Origin of the sequence: Microcoleus sp. LAD1_D5 (assembly GCF_036702115.1) — a bacterium.
GTDB lineage: Bacteria > Cyanobacteriota > Cyanobacteriia > Cyanobacteriales > Microcoleaceae > Microcoleus.
In genome coordinates this window covers 1-21,543 of record NZ_JAUBSA010000071.1, presented here as the reverse complement: position 1 = coordinate 21,543, position 21,543 = coordinate 1, and the positions used below count along the sequence as shown (strand labels likewise).

At 47.2% G+C, this 21,543-nt stretch carries 16 protein-coding genes; 9 read left to right on the top strand and 7 right to left on the bottom strand.

The window, feature by feature from the left end:
• Positions 1 to 32 precede the first annotated feature (32 nt).
• The 7 genes from rnhA to QUA70_RS23160 all read left to right on the top strand — a co-directional run bounded on the left by rnhA (position 33) and on the right by QUA70_RS23160 (position 5,427).
• Positions 33 to 938 (top strand): ribonuclease HI, encoded by a 906-nt coding sequence (gene rnhA, locus QUA70_RS23190; RefSeq protein ID WP_333328586.1) that lies wholly within the window; start codon positions 33 to 35, stop codon positions 936 to 938.
• Between the two features lie 247 nt (positions 939 to 1,185).
• Complete coding sequence (locus QUA70_RS23185; protein ID WP_333350165.1) at positions 1,186 to 1,974, top strand: HipA family kinase; 789 nt, start codon at positions 1,186 to 1,188, stop codon at positions 1,972 to 1,974.
• Complete coding sequence (locus tag QUA70_RS23180) at positions 1,952 to 2,416, top strand: DUF3037 domain-containing protein (RefSeq protein ID WP_333328592.1); 465 nt, start codon at positions 1,952 to 1,954, stop codon at positions 2,414 to 2,416. Before QUA70_RS23185 ends, QUA70_RS23180 begins: the two co-directional genes overlap by 23 nt.
• The gene (locus QUA70_RS23175; protein ID WP_333328595.1) at positions 2,382 to 2,642 is read left to right on the top strand and encodes a hypothetical protein; all 261 of its coding nucleotides are present in this window, start codon (positions 2,382 to 2,384) and stop codon (positions 2,640 to 2,642) included. Before QUA70_RS23180 ends, QUA70_RS23175 begins: the two co-directional genes overlap by 35 nt.
• 80 nt (positions 2,643 to 2,722) lie before the next feature.
• Positions 2,723 to 3,136: an MAPEG family protein gene (locus QUA70_RS23170; RefSeq protein ID WP_333410691.1), complete on the top strand. Its 414-nt coding sequence runs from the start codon at positions 2,723 to 2,725 to the stop codon at positions 3,134 to 3,136.
• 151 nt (positions 3,137 to 3,287) lie between these two features.
• Complete coding sequence (blaOXA, locus tag QUA70_RS23165; protein WP_333350168.1) at positions 3,288 to 4,160, top strand: class D beta-lactamase; 873 nt, start codon at positions 3,288 to 3,290, stop codon at positions 4,158 to 4,160.
• A 628-nt stretch (positions 4,161 to 4,788) separates the two neighbouring features.
• A complete protein-coding gene (locus QUA70_RS23160; RefSeq protein ID WP_333350170.1) occupies positions 4,789 to 5,427 on the top strand; it encodes a pentapeptide repeat-containing protein in 639 nt (212 codons plus the stop codon).
• Positions 5,428 to 5,504: 77 nt separating this feature from the next.
• On the opposite strand, the gene cruG is transcribed toward QUA70_RS23160, so the two are convergent.
• The 7 genes from cruG to QUA70_RS23125 form a co-directional block, all read right to left on the bottom strand.
• A complete protein-coding gene (gene cruG / locus QUA70_RS23155) occupies positions 5,505 to 6,716 on the bottom strand; it encodes a 2'-O-glycosyltransferase CruG (protein ID WP_333350172.1) in 1,212 nt (403 codons plus the stop codon).
• Positions 6,717 to 7,118: 402 nt separating this feature from the next.
• The gene (gene cruF / locus QUA70_RS23150) at positions 7,119 to 8,060 is read right to left on the bottom strand and encodes a gamma-carotene 1'-hydroxylase CruF (protein ID WP_333350174.1); all 942 of its coding nucleotides are present in this window, start codon (positions 8,058 to 8,060) and stop codon (positions 7,119 to 7,121) included.
• A gap of 135 nt (positions 8,061 to 8,195) precedes the next feature.
• Complete coding sequence (locus QUA70_RS23145; RefSeq protein ID WP_333350176.1) at positions 8,196 to 10,811, bottom strand: CHAT domain-containing protein; 2,616 nt, start codon at positions 10,809 to 10,811, stop codon at positions 8,196 to 8,198.
• 120 nt (positions 10,812 to 10,931) lie between these two features.
• Positions 10,932 to 13,850 (bottom strand): S-layer family protein, encoded by a 2,919-nt coding sequence (locus tag QUA70_RS23140; protein WP_333350177.1) that lies wholly within the window; start codon positions 13,848 to 13,850, stop codon positions 10,932 to 10,934.
• A gap of 65 nt (positions 13,851 to 13,915) precedes the next feature.
• Positions 13,916 to 16,810 (bottom strand): two-partner secretion domain-containing protein, encoded by a 2,895-nt coding sequence (locus tag QUA70_RS23135; protein ID WP_333350179.1) that lies wholly within the window; start codon positions 16,808 to 16,810, stop codon positions 13,916 to 13,918.
• A 65-nt stretch (positions 16,811 to 16,875) separates the two neighbouring features.
• Complete coding sequence (locus QUA70_RS23130) at positions 16,876 to 19,782, bottom strand: two-partner secretion domain-containing protein (RefSeq protein WP_333350181.1); 2,907 nt, start codon at positions 19,780 to 19,782, stop codon at positions 16,876 to 16,878.
• A 52-nt stretch (positions 19,783 to 19,834) separates the two neighbouring features.
• Positions 19,835 to 20,452: a Uma2 family endonuclease gene (locus QUA70_RS23125; protein ID WP_333328625.1), complete on the bottom strand. Its 618-nt coding sequence runs from the start codon at positions 20,450 to 20,452 to the stop codon at positions 19,835 to 19,837.
• 319 nt (positions 20,453 to 20,771) lie between these two features.
• Between QUA70_RS23125 and QUA70_RS23120 the strand changes: the two genes are divergently transcribed.
• Positions 20,772 to 20,987 carry a hypothetical protein gene (locus QUA70_RS23120; RefSeq protein ID WP_333328628.1) on the top strand — a complete coding sequence of 72 codons (216 nt, stop codon included), beginning with the start codon at positions 20,772 to 20,774 and terminating at the stop codon, positions 20,985 to 20,987.
• Positions 20,984 to 21,490 carry a hypothetical protein gene (locus QUA70_RS23115; protein ID WP_333350183.1) on the top strand — a complete coding sequence of 169 codons (507 nt, stop codon included), beginning with the start codon at positions 20,984 to 20,986 and terminating at the stop codon, positions 21,488 to 21,490. The genes QUA70_RS23120 and QUA70_RS23115 overlap by 4 nt, the downstream gene beginning before the upstream one ends.
• Positions 21,491 to 21,543: the final 53 nt, after the last annotated feature.

The following is a 21,543-nucleotide window of genomic DNA, read 5'->3' as shown; positions in this document are numbered from 1 at the left end:
AACTTACCTGTAAATTACACATTAATTCGCTCATGACAACTCCCCAAATCAAAAGCCTCTACACAGACGGCGCTTGTTCCGGCAACCCAGGCCCAGGTGGCTGGGGTGCAGTAGTTTGTTTCGCCGACGGCAACTGTCACGAACTCGGAGGTGCAGACCCCCAAACCACCAACAACCGCATGGAAATGCAGGCCGCCGTCGCTGCGCTGGAATTTTTTGCCAATTCCGGTCAAACCGAACCAGTCACCGTTTACACCGACAGCGAATACGTTAAAAACGGCATCACCAAATGGATTCAAGGCTGGAAAAATAAAGGCTGGAAAACCTCAACGGGCAAAGATGTTGTCAACCAAGACCTCTGGCATCTGCTAGACAAGCTGAATTCCCGACAAGTCAAGTGGGAACACGTCCGCGGCCACTCCGGCGACTTCTACAACGACAGGTGCGATGAAATCGCCCGCACTTTCTCCCACAATCTCACTCCCGAACTGCAACAGCGCAAACCAACGGGAGACGAGGCCGGGGCGGGCACGGGGGCACCGCCCCTACATTTTGACAACACAATTGTTTCGGAAGAAACGGACGCAACTGGTAACAAAACGATAGAATCCTATGTCATAACTTCTGACCTTCCGATCTCCAACTCTACCATGATGGATTCAACTGCCGATACCCTGGAGAACTTGCCCCGCGAGGTGAGGGTTCAAGACCTCCGCAATCTGATCGAAACGTTGCACATCGCCGACGAGGTTGCTACGAAAGGCTACTTGATTACCAGTTCTGAACTGGCTGATTTGATGGATGTAAATGCCAGCGCTGTCACCAGTCGTGGAGACAACTGGGTTTGGCGAAATTGGGTAGTGTCGCGGGTGCGGCGCGAAGGCAACCAAATTCTCTGGCAATTAGAGAGAATCGACCACGTTAGTACAACTGATTAGTGGTTAGTCATGAGTTATTAGTTGATTAATGACTGATGACTAATGACTGTCTCAAAGCAAGATTTGGCAAAATTCCGTAGGGACACAACATTAGTTGTGTCCTTTTGGTCATCAGTTTAGTAAACACACTACTTAACCTCAGTCCCAGTTAAAAGAAAGAATCCAACTGTCTGTAAGCCCGTGCTCCACACCCTCATAAAATCAGTGATTTCCCATCGAAAATCTCAAATCGCAAATCGAAAATAGCATGAGTATCAGCTTGCGAACAGTCACTGCTACCAGATATGTCACTCCCTTACGCGAGGGCGGGTCGCTACCGGCGATCGTCGAAGCAGATGATGATGGTATGTACGTGCTCAAATTTCGCGGTGCGGGCCAGGGAGCCAAATCTCTGATCGCCGAGCTAGTGGCGGGAGAGATTGCTCGCGCCTCCGGCCTCCCAGTCCCCGAACTCGTCTTTGTTGAACTCGATCCCGAACTGGCTCGCACTGAGCCTGACCCGGAAATTCAACATTTGATCCGAGCAAGTGCTGGCCTCAACCTCGCCCTCGACTATCTCCCCGGTTCCATCACATTTGACCCGATAGCGGGGAAGTCCGAGGCGGATCTGGCCTCAGAAATCGTCTGGTTCGATGCTTTTGTAACCAACATTGATCGCACATCGCGCAATGCAAATATGCTGGTATGGCACCGCCGGCTTTGGCTGATCGATCACGGTGCAGCCCTCTACTTCCACCACACCTGGAAAGATTATCTCTCGCGCAGCCGCGATCGTTTTCCGCCAATCAAAGACCACGTTTTGCTGCGTTTTGCGAGCACGCTGGAAGTGGCAAATTCAAAGATGACTCAAAGGCTAACGCGGGACATCATTCGCAACATCGTTAAACTAATTCCTGATACTTGGCTTGTGGGAGATTCTCCTTTCAGCGATAGCAACGAACATCGGAATGCTTATATCGAGTACCTCCTAAATCGGCTAGAATCACCACATATTTTTTTGGAGGAAGCGATTAGTGCCAGATCGATTTCTGTATGATTACGCCATTATCCGCGTCGTTCCCAAAGTTGAGCGCGAGGAGTTTATCAACGTGGGGGCGATCGTTTCCTGCGGTACGAAAAAATTCCTCGAAGCCCGTATCGAAATTGATGAACAGCGCTTGATGGCGATCGACTCAACGTTGGATCTGGAAATGATTCGCAATCACCTAGCAGTCATTCCCATCATTTGTGCAGGCGGCTCCGAATCTGGCGCGATCGGTCAACTTCCGCACAGAGAGCGCTTTCACTGGCTCGTAGCACCCCGCAGTACGATCGTTCAGACATCGCGGGTACACACTGGTTTTTGCCAGAATCTACCGGGTGCGATCGAACACTTGCTCGATACAATGGTGCGATCGTCTTGCCTAAAACCATCTGTAAAGGCTCAGTTGCTAGCGGTTGGAAATGACACTCACGAGATGCGATCGCACTCTAGTTAGCGTCAGCTTGTGGGTTAGATCTGATATCTTGCACCATTGTCAAGAACGGGCTCTCCGGCCCGTTCCACAAAGAATGATTTTTCTTGTGGAACAGGCCGAAAAGCCTGTTCCTAAACAAGTAATTGAGAATGGTAAAATATCTCAGTTAGATGCTACTTTGAGCTTAGTGGGCGCTCTATCCATTTCGGAAAACAGTCAGAATAGAAGCATCCTCAAGCTGTTTTAGCTAAAAATGAGAATGCCAGAACAAGAGTCTTGACCGATAACTTTTCTAACGTCTTAGCCGCAGTTTCGCAAGGTAGAAAGATGATGCAAATTGAACCGACAAATATGACTTTCCCTCTCTGGGGTTTAGCAATTTTCATTTTGTGGACGATCGCGGTTGTTATCCTGCTGCTAACAGTCAGGATTAGGCATCTATCTGCGGGCGGATCAGTAAAAGATTTCGGCACACAAAACGACGACAGCTTGCTTTGGCGACTATTTCGAGTACAATCCAACTTGATAGAAAACCTGCCTTTGTATTTGGGAGTTGTTTTTCTTCTAACAGTTAGGGGTGTTTCAGGAACAGCAGTAGATTTGCTGATTGTTGTGTACATCCTATTTCGGCTTGTACATTCAGCGATTCACATTGCTGGCCTCGATCCAAAGTTTCGGTTGTTCAGCTTAGTAATTCAGTTAAGCTGCTTGGTGGCCTTAACTATTATGGCAGTTTTATAGTTGGGGAATTACGCAATTGCAACCTCTATATAGTAGGGTGCGTCAGGGGCAAATCCTCATTGTTTCGCAGACAGCGTAAGTCAGACGCACCTTACAAGTCGATCGCGCCTGTGACATTAATGCCTGTGATTTTGCTAACTTATCAAAGTTTATGAACAGAATATCTCGTGCGATCGCTGTTATTTTAATTGTATTAGGCTGCATTACTTTTGTTTTAGTTCAGCCACCGCAATCAGCCTTAACCGTGCCACCTCCCGTGCAAGAATCTCCACGACACGGAGGAGATGTTGCTGAGACAATTAATTTTGGACGGCACTTTCAAGAGCTAGGAGTTGAAGGCTCGATCGCAATTTACGATTTGAATAGCGATCGGCTTTATCAACACAACCCGCAACGTAACGCCACAGCTTTTTTACCCGCATCTACATTTAAGATTCTCAACTCTCTGATTTCCTTAGAAACAGGGGTGATTTCAAATGAGATTGCCGTTCTAACTTGGGATGGAATTCAAAGGCAAATTCCCGCATGGAATCGAGACTTGAATATGAGAGAAGCCATCAAACTTTCCGCCGTTTGGTTTTACCAAGTTCTCGCCCGCCGAGTCGGACATGATCAAATGCAAAAATGGGTAGCTAAAGTCGGTTATGGCAACCAAAAAATCGGTAACAAAGACGATATTGACAAATTCTGGTTAGAGGGAGAACTACGAATCACACCTAACGAGCAAATTCAATTTCTCCGCCGTCTATACAAAAATGACTTACCCTTTTCTGAGCGATCGCTGTCTCTGGTTAAAGATATCATTATTGTTGAACCAACTCCCGATTACACAATTAGGGCAAAGACAGGTTGGGCCAACTTTGGAGAACAAACAAAGCCTCAAATTGGCTGGTATGTAGGTTATTTAGAAAAGGATAAAAATGTTTACTTTTTTGCTACAAACATTGACATCCGCAACAATAATGACGCATCTGCAAGAATCGAGTTAACGCGCCGTTGCTTCAAGGATATGGCGCTGCTGTAAGTGCGTTATTTGTTCTGTAATATTCGCAAAAATGCCAGCGGATCGGCTAACGGTGACAGCCAAAACAGCCATTTATATCAACTCCGGTAGCATCGGAATTAATATTACCCACAGTCAGGACACGGCAGTGCCGTGTCCCTACCCCGATTAATTGTAGGGACACGGCACTGCCGTGTCCGAACTATCATTCCGAGGCAACCATAAACGATATTACCCAAGCTTGGATATCCTGTCTAATCAGTGCGACATGGCCAGCAGAATAGCGCATCATATCAACTCCGCTAGCATCGGAATTGTAAAATTAAATCACCAGTCAATACTCAACTATCCTTCAGTTTTTAAACTGAGAGTTAACAGTCAACAGTCAACAGCGTTGCCCTGAGCGAAGTCGAAGGGTCAACAATAATTACGGTGCAACCGGAATTGATATCATCTCTCTTTTCTCTTCCTCAGCGTCCTCTATGGCCTCTGCGGTTTAATCATTTCAAAACACCAGTCAACGATACAAGTCCTATCTTTTAAATAACTATAAAAAATACCGCAGTAGCAACAGTTTAGAATCGCCGTCGCTTCAGCGCGGGGAGAGGTCTACTATAATTAAGGAAGACCCACCAACCCTGAATCAACAATGAAAAACAAGAGCTCGATCGCCTTAATGAACTGGCTACAACCCAAACAAGAAACCGTTTTGCTATGCGACTCAATTGCAGCAGCTTCTGACATGGCATTCATGCTCAACGGTGAGTGGGATGGGTGCAATAGTTTGGTGCTCGCTAAATCCGACAAGGTAGCAATTGAAGCAGCCGCTAGTTTGCTGGAGACATCGTGGTGCTACCAAAATACTTGCGAACCAGTTTTAATTCGGCTGGAAGTTGACGAATTGCTGCGCCGTTATGCGGTTGGAGACAGGTTTTTTATTAATGCTAACTTGCGATGCGCGCCATTGAGCGAAGTTTGCTTGGAAAACATTGATTTGAGTTATGCTAAATTGAATTTGGCTAACCTCAGCGACACTAATTTAAGCAAAGCAAACTTAATGGCCGCACAAATGCAATCGGCAAACTTGAGTGGCTGTAACTTGAGTAAATCCCAACTTGTCAGGGCGAATTTATCAGGAGCAAATTTATCGGAGGCTAATCTCAGAGGTGCCGATCTGAGTTATGCAGATTTAAGCAATGCTTGTTTAACAGGTACTGATTTAAGAGGTGCAAATTTAGCTAGAACAGACTTAAGAAAAACAAGCTTAGATGGGGCGATTTTTGAGTAAAATTTGGGAAACATCGGGACGGGCAGGATGCCCATCCCACAAAATAAGCGACTTATTTTTGCCCCACGTTCCCATGATTATTCATACTTTCGGCCGCGCCACTGAGTAGGCTGATTTAAAGCAGAAATAAGAATTCGCAAAAACGCCAACGGATCGGCTAAAGGTGAGAGCCAAAACAGCCATTTACCCGATGCCCCAGTTGTATCGTAAGAAGGAGCGATCGCCAAACACAAAGCCGATCGCACTGCAACCAAAAATACATTCAATCCCAACAGCCAAAAGTGGGGAAATACACCAACCGGCGGCAGCGAACCAAACAGCAAATAACACAACACAATCGGCACCGGCAGACCTTGAACCGCCAGCAACAGCCACAAATCGCCCCAAATTTGACCGCCAGAAGCAGCATCTTTCAAATCGAGCGATCGACCCCATTCGTTCCAAGTCTCGATCGCCCCCTCATACATCCGCACCTTCAACACCTTAGCCCCATCCAAAAAGCCCACCTTAAAGCCCTTAGCAGCCGCATAGCGAGCCAAAGTCACATCATCGCAAAACGAACCCCTCGCGACCTCATAGCCCCCCAATGCCACCAAAACCTCGCGCTTACACAAGAAACACTGACCGTTCGCCATCACCCGTTCCGGCACATCCCCGCCAGTCCCCGTCGGCCCGAACCGATAAACCAAAGTCATTAACAAAGCAGGTTGCAGCCACAACTCCCCCGGATACTTGAGGATAAACTGCGGCGAGAGCGAAATCAAATCGTAATTTCCAGCCGCCGCCGTCTTCAGCAAACTCGCAATCAAACCCGGATGCGGCACAGTATCCGCATCAATCCCCAAAATCCACTCGCACTTCTCGGAACTTGCCAAAAAACCCGCATTCAGCGCCCAGGGACGCCCTACCCAACCCGCCGGCAGCGGATCGTCGTTAATCAAGCGAAACCGGGGGTCTTTTTGTGCTGCTGCTTTGACTAAATCTCCGGTTCCGTCTACCGAATAGCTGTCAACCACGATCGCTTCTCGGAGTTCGTAACTTTGGCGGCTCAATCCTTCCAAACAAGGCGAAATGCGATCGGCTTCGTTCAAAGTCGGTACTACCGCAGTACAAGCACCTAACAAATCCAGTGTCGGCGAATCGGGTTCCAGGGGCGGGATGCGGGATGGGCCTTTAATCAAACGCGACATAAGAATGGCTGCGGCGGGCAATTGCAGCAGCAAGAGTGCGACAGGGATGATAGTTGTCAGCGGTTGGGATAACAGGTGAGGGGCGATCGGGGAAACCATACTATTGAATAATTGGGAATGACTGACTGGATATGGGTCAATACGCTTGGGTTAAAATTATTTATTCCTCGGAGATCCCCCTCGCATCCCCCTTAAGAAGGGGGACTTTGAGTAAGTTCTTGTCCCACCCCCTACTCCCCTTTTTAAGGGGGTGCCAGGGAGATCGAGCTTAACTGAACCGTAATGGGATATGAGTTGGGAGCTTATTTACAGTTCATTTTTTTTGTAACTGATATCAATTTAAAAAATTTAATAAAATTTTGACCTCAAACATATTACAGGAATTGGGAATGAAAAAATCGCCGCTGAAAAACCCGGTTTCTTGTAGAAACCGGGTTTTTAAACTAGCTCAAAATTTATTGTAAATTTTTGCTAAATCAGCCGGGGTTGCTCACTAGCAACTCACTTACGCAAAACGCCCACGGGCTGAGGTGGAATTTCAGCCGTGAGAACAGATGTATCCAAAGACGGCATTGTTTCGGTTACGTCACCTGTTGCGGGTTTAGCGATCCAGCTTAACGCGATCGCCGGAACTACACCCAGAAGCACCGCTAGCGATGTCGGGAACCAGAACCGAGAATCCAACGAAGTTACAGTGATAATTGCTCCGAAAGCAAAGTTTACCAAATAAACAATTAAGGGCAAACCCAATTCCGATCGCTCTAATTTAATCGGTGTTTTTCTCCACAAGAAAGCTGCTACAGACATAAATAGCGCCCCCGTACCCATCCAGCCAGCCAAATTGCGGTAAGGCATCCCAAAGAAAGCCCCAACTTCCTCAAACTCCCAAAAAGGCACAGAAGTTTGACTCATCGCCGGATCTAGTACAAAATCCCAAGCTGTTAGCAGCAAAGCACCAAGGGCGATCGCCCCTATTTGGCGCACCCAGTTGAGTTCACCTTTACCAACCGCTACTCCAGCGCGAGCAATTATGTATGAAACCAGTCCCAGATAAAACCACGACAGGGGAATTGTAAACGGAACCAGCCCTGCAATTTTGTAACCCAAACCGCTCAAATAATGGTAGTGGCCAAAGGGAAAACCCGTACTCGTTCCCAACAACTCGCTACTCAAGGACAAAAACACAGAAGGCACTAAAAAACCCAGAGTTGCACCCCAACCCAACGTCCGCAAGGCATAGAGAGCAACCGCTGCAGCACCAAAGATGATATAAACTACTCCACCCCCAGCCATCCCCCACTGGAATAGCGTTTGCCCTGCTGGTGGCAAACTCATCACCAATTCGGGACGGGGTAAAATCAGCAGCAACCCTGCCAATCCAAAAGCCATTGACAAGACGTGGGCAATTAGGCAAAAGCGCTCAGCAATCAAAAGTTGCTTCATGGGACTCCTCGAAAAAATATTAGATGCAGAAAGCACTCGTTAACAGTTTACAATCTTTAACAAAAAACCAACACGAATAGAGCATCAGTCTTTCCCAATCTAAAATCCACCATCTCAAATCCCAAATCCCCTGCCTTATTGCCAATTCCCCACTAGCACGAAAGGCGCCCAGAAATAGGGATTTTGATACTGTGGGTTTTTCAGCAGCGTTAATTGAGCGTTGCGGAGGGCTTCAGCTTTGCTGGTTTTAGAAGAAGCCAGTTGCTTGTAAAACTCAGTCATAAAGATAGCTGTAGATTCGTCGTTGACTTGCCAAAGGGTGGCGGCGGTGCTGCGGGCACCCGATCGAATTGCCGCCCCCGCCAAACCCAAAGCCGCGCGGTTATCGCCCGAAGCAGTTTCGCAAGCACTCAAAACCAAAAGTTCGATCGGCTGTTGTTTCTCCCCAGTGCGGGCTCGCAGCAGTCTATCAAACTCCTTAACATTCACTTTCTGATCCCAAGTCACAATAAAAGTATCCGCCGCATTCGAGCTAAACTGACCGTGAGTTGCCAAATGGACGATCGGGTAAGACAAAGCTTTAATTCGATCGTGCAACCGCCCGCTGACAAAATCTTCATTCAGCAGCGAACTCGCCGGCATCTCGGCAGCAATTTGCTGAACTTCCTCCTTCACCCCCGGCAAAGCCGAGAAGCCTTGACGCGCTTCGGAGAGGGCAGCGGTGAGCACTTTTAACTTTACTTGGCTCAGCGGTTTCGGTGCCAGCAGTTGCAGTCCCGGCGCTAAAGCAATACTGTATTTTTCTACCAAAAACTTTTCACCGTCGTGCAGCACCGCCATCGGCAGATTCCGCAAATAACCGTCGAGCACAAATACCAGGGTTTTAATCCCGCTGGCGGTCAAATCCGCCTCTGCGGGGCGGATTAACCAGTCGTAAACCTGTTCGACGGGTAGCCTCCTGTCGCGGGGGAAAGAAGCAGGCCTGATGGTATTTTTGGCTTGTCTGAAGGCAGTTTCCAACTCGGCTTGAGACTTCTGAGTAGCGTAGCGGCGCAGGGGTTTGCCGGGAATTGACAAAATTACCTCCAAACGATCGCTCAAAATAATCGGATAAATCACCGCCGCTGTCGGATCAATTTCCTCGATCGACTTTGGTTTAGCATCAGCGCAAGCATCCCGAAAAAAGTTGTCCAATTCCGCCAACTGCAAAGATTCCACCGTTTGGCGCGCTAGTTTCAACTTAGCTTGACTGGGAGATTCGTCTTGCAAAAGCAGCCCGACTAATTCCCGGTAAACCGGTTCGGCACTTTCCCGAAACGAAAATTGCACTTCGGGATTGACTGTCACCAAATCGCCCCGCAAAGAAGACAGTACATTCACAGCTTGAGTATATTGAGCGATCGCCCCTTCTGTATTTCCCTGAGCTTTGCGAATCCGTCCCAGTTGCCAAAACAATTGGTAAGCAATATCGGGAGATTGAAACGCCGGTGCTAAAGTCAAAGCCTCAGTTGTGAGATTTTCCGCTTTCTGATACTGCTGTTGGATTTCCGATAGTTTGCCTTTCGCTGCCAGAATATAAGCTTTTATTCGTTTATCGCCCAAACTATGTGCTGCTTCGACAGAGCGATCGAGCATTGTGTCAATCTCGCTTAAACTCAAAGTTTTCGCAGGCGACTGAGCTAATTTGATCAAGCTTTGAGCTAGATTAATTTGAGCGTAAAGTCCGGCGCGGTTCGACCCAAATTGATCGGTTTGAGGTTCTAGAGAACGCCACAAAGCCTCTGCTTCAGACCAATCTTGGCGATCGACCAACAAACTCAATTGATTTAACTTCGCCTGAATTTGTAAGAGAGAGCGAGCCGGCATCGCCTCCGTCGATCGAGCATAATACTCTAGGGCAAAGCGTTCCCAATCACCCCGCTGTTTTGGTGTCAAACCCGGTTTATTGCTTTTAGCCCGTACCGTATTCCCCAGATTGAGATAAATTGCAGCCTCCTCTGGCCGGGCACCTAATTTTTGGGCTGCTTCGAGTCCCGCCGACAGCACATCCTCGGAACGTTCCAGTTGTCCCAAAACCCGCAGCACGCGCCCTAAAGCATGAATTGCCCGGACTTGTTCGAGAGAAACTGGCTGATTTTTCAAAGTTTCCAAACCCGCTGCCGAAACTTCGCAAGTTTGGTTTCCCAGCTTGAAAGAAGCTAACAGCATTTTGCAAGCTCTGGGGTAAAGTCCGAGAATTTCCCAAGCCCGACTTTGATTAATTTGAACTTGAAAAAGTTGATTTTTACTATCAAGCTGCTCAAAAATTTTAGCAGCTTGCGTCCAAATGTCGATCGCATCTTGAGTCTGCCCCCGTTCGAGTTGCAACTGTGCTTGAATATTGAGAGTTTCAGCCAAAATCCGCTGCTGTTCTGGAGTGTTGGCTTGTGTTCGCACAGCCGACAAACTCGAATTTACAGCTTTTTCTGCTTCTTCCCAAAGCCCCAACTGCCCGTAGGTTGCAGCTAAATTACTCAAAGCTGTGGCGCGATCGAGATTTTCGCCTTTTGCCTCAAACTGGGTCGCCGCTTGCTGCAACAAGGGTACAGCTTCCGAAAAACGTTCTTCTTGGTACAGAGTTCGAGCTTGTCGGACAAGCTGCACCGCTTGTGGTGGATTAAGCTGAGCAACTCCGGGAGGAATCGCAACGGATAGCAGACAGGAAATCACAAATAACAGAATTACTTGTCGGAGCGATCGGGTAAACTTCATATTTAGAAAATAAAATTACAACCGCAGACACACATACTAATTAACCCAAATACATCTTATTCTTGATCTGCGTTAATCCGCGTTAATCACCTACATCTGCGGTTTAAAAAAAACCTAATTTCAACGCGGCGCACAACCATAATTCTGCCGAGGATTGCGAGAGTCAGCAGCATTACCCGGATTATATCCAACAAGCGTAACTTCTCCTTTCGCATTCACCACCCAACCTTGCGCCGGAACAAATTCGCGATCGGGGATTTCCGCTTCTTGCTTCTTCCCTCGATCTGTTACATCGGTTAAATCCTCTACATTGCTCGTTGCCGAACTTCCTGCCTCTTCTACCCAAGGCAACGGCCATAGAGGGCTGCTGAGGGCATCATTAGGACTTGGAGGCACTCCTCCTTTCCCAGTAGCGCTAAACTCGCTCTCAGCCCCTCTGATGCAGGGATTTGCAGCAATTAACGCAGCCGGATTGACCACATTTTGCGGCAGTTCCACTAAACCTTGAGCAGGATTCACTCCAGAAGAACTAAATGTTACAGTACCTTGCAAAGCCGGGCCGCTACTTTGGGAAATCGCCGCAATATCGCTGGTAGGAATTAGAGAAGTCGGACTTACTTGCAACGCTGCAAATTGAGCATCAGTAAGTCCTAAACTACTCCTGGCTTGTTCGCGGTTAAGGCTTGTAAAGCCAAAAATATTTGGTACATTGACCGTAACTTGTCCGCCCCTAGCTGTGCGAGCATTAGCTGTAATATCACTATTCTCTCGCGGTAAAGCTACCAAAATATCGCTATTAATTCTGATATTACCGCCCTCCGAAATGCCTGCATCCGTGGTGATTTTACTGCCGCGCCGCAACTGAATGTCTTGCGCTTGCAGGTTAATATTTGCTCCGGTACCAGAGACAGTCGTGCCATCAATTATGCTTTTATTATCCAGGAAAATTGAGTTAGCTACCACGTTAATATTGCCAGCCCTACCTGTTCCTGAAGATTGAACATTAACCACTGCACTATCCCGAAGAATCAATTGATTAGCATTCAAATTCAACGAGCCTGCATTTCCGCTAGCAGTGGAATTGACAGCATTAAACGCCCTACCAGCCGAGGCTTCTATTCCACTCCTCAACCCACTGTTACTCCCAATACCTTGCACTTGTAAGCGATCAGCATTAATTGTAATATCTCCTGCATCTGCTATACCCAAAGAAGCCGCAGAAATAACGCCGCCATTCTGCACAGTTAGTTTAGGTGTTGAGAGGCGGATATCGCCACCTCTACCAGAACTTGCAGTTTGAGTAACAAAAGAACTTGCTACATAACCCGCATTCCCCAAAAATCTTGACTCGCCGCTCACTTCTATAGACTCGGAGGCTCTCACAGTTAAATTTCCTCCCGTCCCCCCACTTGTAGAAAACACGAGTTCCCCAAAAATTGCACCCGTCGTTAAACTAATTGTGGCTCCATTAGAAACACTCAGCCGCTTAGTGTCGATGCTAATATCCCCACCTTTTCCATTCCCATCAAAAGTATTCGTGCCGAGCCGAGTTTGCCCTAGACCTACAGGAAGACTACCCGATAATTCTACAGATTCACTCGCTTTAATCGCAATATTCCCCGATGCTCCATCACTAAGGCTGAAGCTGGCAAAAGCACCGCCATCGCGCAGTATTAACCGTTGGGCTTCAACAGTGATGTTTCCGCCTTGACCAGTGCTTTCGTTCGTTGTTCCGTTATAGAGCGTTGAACTGACGAGTTCGACCGTGTTGGCGCGGATAGCCAGATTTCCGCCATTCCCAGCACCAAAGGTGGGGGCGCCGCCCACTACCCCATTGCTCATCAACAGCCGTCCGGCTTCAATGTTAATATCTCCGGCGGCTCCACTGCCAATAGCGCTAGTAAACAGAACAATTTGCGAAATAAAGGGGTTGCCTGTTCCAGATGTCTGAAAATTTTCTGTAAGCTGCTGATAACCCTCAATTCCCAACCCGATCATTTCTACTGAGTCAGTAGCGCGGATGTTGATATCGCTTCCTCTCCCCTCTCCCAGTGTGGAGGCGAAAATTTGCGCCCCTCCCTCTAGTCGCAAGTTTTCGGAATTGATATTAATACCTTTACCATCAATATTTCCGAGTGTCAGTCCATAAATTCCTGAACCATTAAGAGCAATATTTCCACCTCGAATATCGACTTTCCCGCCTCCTAATCCGCTGGTATTTATAAATGCACCGTTCATTTCAATATTGCCGAAGTTCTGAATATTGCGATAGTTTAAATTCAGACCTAAAGCTGTTGGTTCAAATTGCACTAAACCTGGACTGTTGACGCTACCTAGAAGAATTTGTCCGGTATAAGCCGTTAGATTTCCTCCTTGCAGTTGAATGTCACCGCCAATTAATGCTAAAGTTTGACCGGGGTCTACTGCTAAACCGAGTTTTTCAAAAGCAGGAATTTCTATGGGGAGTGGCGGTAAGGCTGATTTAGGAGCCAGTGTTTGGGAAGAGTTAATAATTGTGCCGGGATTTTCTCTAAATCTTAAACCCACAGGAATATTGATCGCTAACAATGGCACTGCATTAGAATTAGCGGCACTAAATTCAAAGCCATTGTCAAAGAGAATTCCGCTACCAGTAGAACCTATAAATGAGCCGCGCAAATCTAACCGAGCATTCGGCCCAAAGACAATCCCTTTTGGGTTAATTAAAAACAAGTTACTGTTTCCCAAAACTCCCAGAGTTCCTAAAATATTAGAAGGGTTGCCACCAGTAACGCGGGTGAAGATGTTGGCAATTCCGCTGGGATTGGCAAAATAGGCTCCCCGCCCTTCACGGACGTTAAATTCGCGCAAGCTGTGAAATAGGTTAACGCCACGAGTTGCACCGCCAGTGATTCTATCTGAGGGTAAGTTGTTGATAGTATCGGGAACAGTCCGTGAACTTTCCGCGCCCAGCGAATTATCGGGGATGATTTGGGCGATCGCAGGGAGAGGAAACAGCAGTAAGAATGCAAAAAATAGGGCGCAAGATTGGCGGGGCATCTTTTAAGTCTGGTTAATTTAGTATTAGGAAAATAGCGATCGGGTAGCTAAAACCTGAAGAGTACCTATTGAGGTACGCAAACACCCGTCGATTTCGGACTGCGAAGAGATGCACCACCACCAGCATTATACGCTACCAGCGTTACTTGCCCTCGATCGTCCATTACCCAACCTTGAGCGGGAATAATTTCTGTTGGGCGAATTTCTTCTATGGATGCTCTTTGACCTTCTATTTGCTGACTTCCACCTACCGCTGGTTCCACCCACGGCAACGGCGATAGAGGGCTGCTGAGGGCATCATTAGGACTTGCAGGCACTCCTCCTTTCCCAGTAGCGGTAAACTCGCTCTCGGCTCCTTGGATGCAGGGATTTGTCGCAATTAATGCAGCCGGATTCACCACATTTTGCGGCAGTTCCACTAAACCTTGAGCAGGATTAACTCCAGAAGAACTAAATGTTACAGTACCTTGCAAAGCCGGGCCGCTACTTTGGGAAATCGCCGCAATATCGCTAGTAGGAATTAAAGATGTAGGACTTACTTGCAACGCTGCAAATTCAGCATCTGTTAATCCCAAATTACCTCGAACCTGTTCACGAGTGACTGAGGTAAACCCAAAAACATTGGGGACATTAATATTAACGCGACCACCTTGAGCCGATCGCGCATTAGCAGTAATATCGCTATTTTCTTTGGGTAAAGCCACCAGAATATCGCTGTTAATGTTGATATTGCCACCCTCAGACATACTGGCATCAGTTGTAATTCTGCTCCCTCGGCGCAACTGGACATCTCGTGCTTCAAGGTTAATATTTGCTCCGGGACCGGATGCCGTTCTACCGTCAATACTGCTTTGGTTGTCAAGGGAAATTGAATCTGCTTTGACGTTAATGTTACCAGCCTGTCCCGATCCCAAAGCTTGCAGATTGAGTGTTCCCCCATTGCGAAGAATCAATTCCCCGACATTTAGATTCAACGAACCTCCGTTAGCCGTAGCATTAGGATCGATAAGCTCAGATGCAATCCCAACGGAAGTCTGAATTTGACTGTTAAATTCACCTTGACCCCCATTCCCAATAACTTCTACATGACCGGCATCAATTGTGATGCTTCCGGCATCTCCTTGACCTAAAGATGCAGTGCTAATCACTCCTCCATCCCGGAGAGTCAGTACAGGTGTAGAAATGTTAATACTCCCTCCCCGATTAGCAGTATTGGCATCAGCGCAGATGAAACTGGGATTCCGACTCCCGTTCGCCAAAACTCCAGAAAAACCCTCGACTGTTACTGACTCAGTGGCCCTAACTGTCAAATTACCTCCGGGCCCCCCAGTTGTATTCAACGGTTGGTTGCCCACAACTGCTCCGCTAGATAAACTAATTCCGCCTCCTTCAGAGATAATCAACCGCTTCGTGTCGATATTAATGTCCCCGGCTTGCCCATTCACACCGCTCGCAGTTGACCCAATTAAACTTGCTACGGGACTTCCAGTGGGAGTCCGCAGCACTTCTACTGATTCCGAAGCTTTAATGTTGATATTCCCCGCTCCTCCTTCACCGCGGGTGAGGCTGATCAGAGCAGCACCATCGCTTACGGTTAAACGTTCTCCCTCAAAGGTGATATTTCCTCCCGTACCCGTACTCCCCAAAAGTGGGCCACTGTGGATTGCAGAAGCGACCATATCTAAAACCCCGGCACGGATGGTAATATTTCCGGCGTTGCCACCACCTAACGTGGTGGTAGTGAATGCGCTTCCATTGTCTATCAACAGTTTTCCCGTATCAATCGTGATGTTTCCGGCGGCTCCCATGCTATTAGTGCCAGTTATCAGCACAAGTTGTGGGTCAAAAGGGTCGAAAGAGCCAGATACCGTATACTGACCACCAAACACTCTATAGTTATCTAATCCAATTCCGAGCGTTTCTACTGAGTCGGTAGCGCGGATGTTGATAGCGCCTCCGGCACCACTTCCTGCTGTCAGCGTGGAGATTTGCGTTCCACCTTGAGCGCGAAAATTTTGAGCGTTAATATCGATCGCCCTGCCATCAATATTTCCCAAAGTCAGGGCATAAATTCGCCCATTATTGAGGTTGACATTTCCACCTCGAATATCGACTTTGCCACCACCGATTCCACTGGTATTTATCAGTGAGCCGTTGGTTATTTCAATATTACCAAAGTTAGAAATATTGTCATAGTTTAAACTTAATCCAAATGGCGTTGCCCCCAATCCAACCATCCCCGAACTAGCGACGCTACCCAGCAAAACTTGTCCGGTAGATGCAGTGAGTGTTCCCTGATTTAATCCAATATCTCCCCCCACTAGGGCGAGAGTTTGTCCGGTAGGAACTGCTAAGCCCATGTTATTGAAGATCGGCGGGATTCCCGGAGGTAATTGTGGTAAGTTCAAGGCTGGTGCTGCTGAATTGTTAATGATTTTACCCGGATTTTCGCGAAAATTTAAACCGATCGGTATATTGACATTTAACAGGGGTAATGATTGCCGATTGCTGCTGCTGAATTGATAGCCATTCTCGAAAACTACGCTATCAGCAGAACTTGCTAAAAATGAACCGCGCAAATCTAACCGCGCATTGGGGCCGAAGACGATTCCTTTGGAATTGAGTAAGAATAAGTTGGCATTTCCCTGCACTCCTAAAACGCCTAAAATATTAGAAGGATTGCCACCAGTAACGCGGGTAAAAATATTCGCAATCCCGTTAGGATTGGCAAAATATGCTCCTCTGCCTTCACCCACGTTAAATTGTTGTAAACTGTGAAATAAATTTGCTCCGCGAGTTGCACCGCCAGTGATTCTATCTGAGGGTAAGTTGTTGATAGTATCGGGAACAGTGCGCGAACTTTCCGGCCCCAGGGTATTATCGGGGATGATTTGGGCGATCGCAGGGAAAGGAAACAGCAGTAAAAATGCAAAAAATAGGGCGGAAGATTGGCGGGGCATCTTTTAAGTCTGGTTAATTTAATTTTAGGAAAATAGCGATCGGGTAGCTAAAACCTGAAGAGTACCTATTGAGGTACGCAAACACCCGTCGATTTCGGACTGCGAAGAGATGCACCACCACCAGAATTATAGGCTAACAGCGTTACTTGTCCTCGATCGTCCATTACCCAACCTTGAGCGGGAATAATTTCTGTTGGGCGATTTTCTTCTATGGATGCTCTTTGACCTTCTATTTGCTGACTTCCACCTACCGCTGGTTCCACCCAATTAAACTCGTTAGAATTGCTGCTGAGAACATCGTGAGGACTCGGTGGCAATCCCCCCCGCCCAGTCACAGTAAACTCGTTCTCGGCCCCTTGGATGCAGGGATTTGCAGCAATTAACGCAGTCGGATTCACCACATTTTGCGGCAGTTCCACTAAACCTTGAACGGGATTGACTCCAACAGAACTAAATGTTACCGCCCCTTGCAAAGCCGGGCCACCACTTTGGGAAATAGCCGCGATGTCGCTGCTGGGAAGCAGAGATGTAGGACTTACTTGCAACGCTGCAAATTCGGTGTCATTGAGCCCCAACCTGCTTCTGACTTGTTCGCGGCTGGCTGCTGTAAAACCAAAAACATTGGGGACATTGATATTGACGCGGCCGCCGCCTGCTGTGCGGGCGTTGGCTGTGATGTCGCTGTTTTCTTGCGGGAGGGCGACAAGAATATCACTGTTGATGTTGATATTGCCGCCGTCAGAAGTGCCTGCATCCGTGGTAATTCGGCTGTTGCGGCGCAATTGGATGTCTCGCGCTTGCAGGTTAATATTTGCTCCAGTACCGGATACAGTCGTGCCGTCAATGCTGCTTTTGTTGTCAAGAGCGATCGAATTTGCGACAATATTGATATTACCAGCGCGTCCGGTTCCCGTAGCCTGCACCGTCACTGTAGCTCCATTTCTGACAATTAGTCGATCGGCATTCAGATTCAACGAACCCGCATTCGCCGTAGCATCGGGATTAGTACCAAATATCTTGCCTACCGAAGCATCAATTGTACTGACAAACAGACCATTATTTCCGCTGCCACTGACCTCAATGCGATCGGCATTAACAGTAATATTCCCCACATCTCCTACACCCAAAGAACTCGTAGAAACTATTCCCCCATCCCGCACTGTTAGGCTGGGCGTATCAATGCGAATATCCCCACCCCGACTCGAACTCAAAGTTCCAGAAGTCAGCCCACTCGCATTCTGAATTCCGCTGCTCAAAAGTTGAGAAATACCTGAAATTTCTACTGATTCAGTAGCCCTAACTGTTAAATTTCCAGCAGGCCCCCCATCCTGAGAAAACAAAAACCTGCCAACTAAAACACCCGTTCCTAATGTAAACGCAGAACCCCCAGAGAGAGTCAACCGCTTGGTATCAACGTTAATATTCCCCGCCCTTCCGTTAGAGCCGATACTGAGCGTACTAATTCCGCTTGACACAACTGTTGTCGGGCCGCTGTTAGACAATTCTACTGATTCAGCAGCTTTAATGTTGATATTCCCCGACGGGCCGCTGCTGTAGCTCGTCGTACCGAGAATAGAACCATCGCGCATAATTAATCTGGCGACATCAACACTAATACTTCCTCCCGCACCGCTACTTTCTTTAGCTGTTCCGTTGTTAATTCCAGAACCCACCATCTCAAAAGTATTGGCGCGAATGATTAAATTTCCGCCATTTCCACCGCCAAAAGTGATGCCGCTACCTACTACCCCATTGTTGAAGAGCAGGCGGCCGGTGTCGATCGTAATATTCCCCCCCGAACCAGCACCAGCACTAGCATTAAACAGCATCATTAGCGGGTCAAACGGGTCTGTAGTTCCCGATACCAAATATTTAATTGCAAGCTGTTGATAGCCCTCAACTCCCAGCCCGCTCATTTCTACTGAATCAGCAGCCCGGAAGTTGATATTACCTCCTGCACCATCTCCTAGAGTCAGGGTAGAAAATTGCGTGCCGTTTTCTACTCGCAACTTTTGAGCGCTGATATCGATACCTCTACCATCAATATTTCCCAGTGTCAGCGCATAAATTCGCGCCCCGCTGAGGGTGACATTTCCACCTTTTAACTCTACTCTGCCCCCACCTGTGCCACTGGTGTTAATAAGTGTTCCATCAGATATTTGAATATTGCCGAAGTTCTGAATATTGTCATAATTAACAGTTAAATTTCCTTGCTGAGCAACAGGAGGAGTCAGTGCAAAATTAACTAAACCGGGACTGGCGACGCTACCGAGTAAAATTTGTCCGCCGCTGGCAGTTAAATTGCCACCTTGGAGTTGGATGTCGCCGCCAATCAGTGCTAAAGTTTGACCTGGGTCTACTGCTAAACCAACTCGATCGCTAATCGGAATTGGCACAGCAGAGGCTGGCAGGTTTACCTTTCCTATAGCCGTCGATTGATTGACAATTGCACCGGGATTGTCTCTAAATCTTAAACCAACGGGAATATTAACGGTTAACAGCGGGGATGTTTGCGGGTTGGTGCTGCTGAATTCAAAGCCGTTATTAAACACAATACTGTCAGCCGTTGAACCGATAAAGGAACCTCGCAAATCTAACCGCGCATTCGGTCCGAATATAATTCCTTTGGGGTTAATTAAGAATAAATTGCCGTTGCCTAAAACTCCCAGAGTTCCTAAGATATTTGAAGAGTTTGGGCCCGTAACGCGGGTGAATATGTTGGTGACTCCGCTGGGATTGTCAAAATAAGCTCCCCGCCCTTCACGGATGTTAAATTCGCGCAAGCTGTGAAAGAGGTTAACGCCGCGAGTTGCGCCGCCAGTGATTCTATCTGAGGGTAAATTGTTGATAGTATCGGGAACTGTGCGTGAACTTTCCGCCCCCAGGGTATTATCGGGAATGATTTGGGCGATCGCGGAAGTGGGAAATAGCAACAGTAAAGCAAACTGTAGGCCGTAATGCAAGCGAGGCATAAAAAAACTCTTTTAAAGATAAAAATTTTCGGTGTAAGCTCATCTCGTTTCTCTAAATGTTTTGAATTTGGCTGCTGAGTACAAGTTGCTCGACTGTGATTTCTAGTTCGGGAAAAGTTTTAGAGATAATGCGCTCATTACCTCTAAAACTTTGAACTAAATAGTTACCATTTTCCAAAGAGTAAACGAAAACTGTGGGAATTTTGGGATTTCCTAGATAAGCCCTAGAAGCGATCGCTAAATAGTCCACAATCCAATACTCACAAATGCCGAGCCTTTGATACTCATCTAGCTTATCCACATAGTCGTCTTCCCAGTTAGTTGAGGTAACTTCTACTGCTAATTGGATAGGTTCGGTAAGAGATCCGTAGCCACGTACATTACTGTTCCATACAGATGCCTTAACCACACCAATATCAGGATTTCTGCCTTGTTCTTGTCCTGAAGCTGTTACAGTCCTCAACACTATATCTTTGTCAACGATATAGTCAAGCCCCAAGCGATCGCTTTCTCTGTCGAAAGACTTAACAAGAAATCGTGCCCCATTTTTATGAGCTCTGGTTGCTTCCACTTTGACAATCTCTCCATTTACCAGTTCGTAGATGCCAGATCCCTCTGGGTAGTTTTCGAGAAAGTCTGCAAATGTTAGTTTAGTTTGTGTCTGAACCATAAGACAAGCCCTCTTGTGTTAACTAGGTTAGGATTTATATCGTTTCCGGTTCCCTCATAATTATATATTTGGATCGTATCAGTGCGATCGTCCCCGCTCGCGACCCAAGTAGCGATCGAGACTGCCACTTAATAAAATTTGACCGTCAGCGCTAAAAATAACTGACAACCTTGCCAGATCCACAGCCATAGGCTAAGATTTTGCAAAGGTCGAGAACACAATCTTACCAAGCTTTTTTATGAACTACCGAAACCACATCACGATACTCGCTATCCTTTAGATAGGCTTTAGATAGGAAGAATTAATTAGGGAAACTCAAATGGCAATTAACACTTCTTTAGAGGAACGGCTTGCAGCAGTGGAAGCAGCGATCGCCCCGTTGCAGAAGCAAATTGTGGCTTCTCAACCGACGAACTGGTTGCAACAAATTATAGGGTCTTTCAAAGATGAACCTGCCTTTGAGGAGCTACTTGCCTATGGACGAGCGATTCGCCAAGGAGATGAGTTTCTCCTCGAAGCTCAAGATGAGCTATGAAATATTTACTGGATACAGACCACTATGTGTCGCCGAGCAAGTCAGGAGCAAGCATGAACCGCAAAAGCATCGCAACAAATGTTGCTCGTAAACTTTGGGCACAGTGTGGTGGCTTCTGTCAAAATCCAAATTGCAATAAATACCTCTTCGCTAAAGTCGGGGATGATGTAGTCAGCCTTGCGAATGTAGCTCACATAATCGGTCACGGTAAGAACGGTCCTCGAAGCGAGCACGAACTAGCTGACTATATTGACAAAGATGGTATGGCTAATCTGGTAATGCTTTGCCTGGAGTGCCACAAAGTTGTTGATGAGCTAGAGGATAAATTTCCTGTCGAGCAAATGCAGGAATGGAAGTCATCCCACGAACTGGAGATAAATTCACTCTTTGATTATCCTCAGATTTACAATGAAAGAGAGCTACTTGAACAAGTCAACGACCTTTTGGTTGAGAATAAAGTTATCTTTGAAGAATATGGTCCAATGGCACTGAAAAAGGCTTAATCACGCCCGCAGTTTAGCTTTCAAGACAGAGCGAGGTTCCTGCATTCGAGGAT

Coding starts and splice junctions, on each gene's coding strand:
- rnhA (WP_333328586.1), top strand. CDS start 33: ATGACAACTCCCCAAATCAAAAGCCTCTACACAGACGGCGCTTGTTCC.
- QUA70_RS23185 (WP_333350165.1), top strand. CDS start 1,186: ATGAGTATCAGCTTGCGAACAGTCACTGCTACCAGATATGTCACTCCC.
- QUA70_RS23175 (WP_333328595.1), top strand. CDS start 2,382: ATGACACTCACGAGATGCGATCGCACTCTAGTTAGCGTCAGCTTGTGG.
- QUA70_RS23170 (WP_333410691.1), top strand. CDS start 2,723: ATGATGCAAATTGAACCGACAAATATGACTTTCCCTCTCTGGGGTTTA.
- blaOXA (WP_333350168.1), top strand. CDS start 3,288: ATGAACAGAATATCTCGTGCGATCGCTGTTATTTTAATTGTATTAGGC.
- QUA70_RS23160 (WP_333350170.1), top strand. CDS start 4,789: ATGAAAAACAAGAGCTCGATCGCCTTAATGAACTGGCTACAACCCAAA.
- cruG (WP_333350172.1), bottom strand. CDS start 6,716: ATGGTTTCCCCGATCGCCCCTCACCTGTTATCCCAACCGCTGACAACT.
- cruF (WP_333350174.1), bottom strand. CDS start 8,060: ATGAAGCAACTTTTGATTGCTGAGCGCTTTTGCCTAATTGCCCACGTC.
- QUA70_RS23145 (WP_333350176.1), bottom strand. CDS start 10,811: ATGAAGTTTACCCGATCGCTCCGACAAGTAATTCTGTTATTTGTGATT.
- QUA70_RS23140 (WP_333350177.1), bottom strand. CDS start 13,850: ATGCCCCGCCAATCTTGCGCCCTATTTTTTGCATTCTTACTGCTGTTT.
- QUA70_RS23135 (WP_333350179.1), bottom strand. CDS start 16,810: ATGCCCCGCCAATCTTCCGCCCTATTTTTTGCATTTTTACTGCTGTTT.
- QUA70_RS23130 (WP_333350181.1), bottom strand. CDS start 19,782: ATGCCTCGCTTGCATTACGGCCTACAGTTTGCTTTACTGTTGCTATTT.
- QUA70_RS23125 (WP_333328625.1), bottom strand. CDS start 20,452: ATGGTTCAGACACAAACTAAACTAACATTTGCAGACTTTCTCGAAAAC.
- QUA70_RS23120 (WP_333328628.1), top strand. CDS start 20,772: ATGGCAATTAACACTTCTTTAGAGGAACGGCTTGCAGCAGTGGAAGCA.
- QUA70_RS23115 (WP_333350183.1), top strand. CDS start 20,984: ATGAAATATTTACTGGATACAGACCACTATGTGTCGCCGAGCAAGTCA.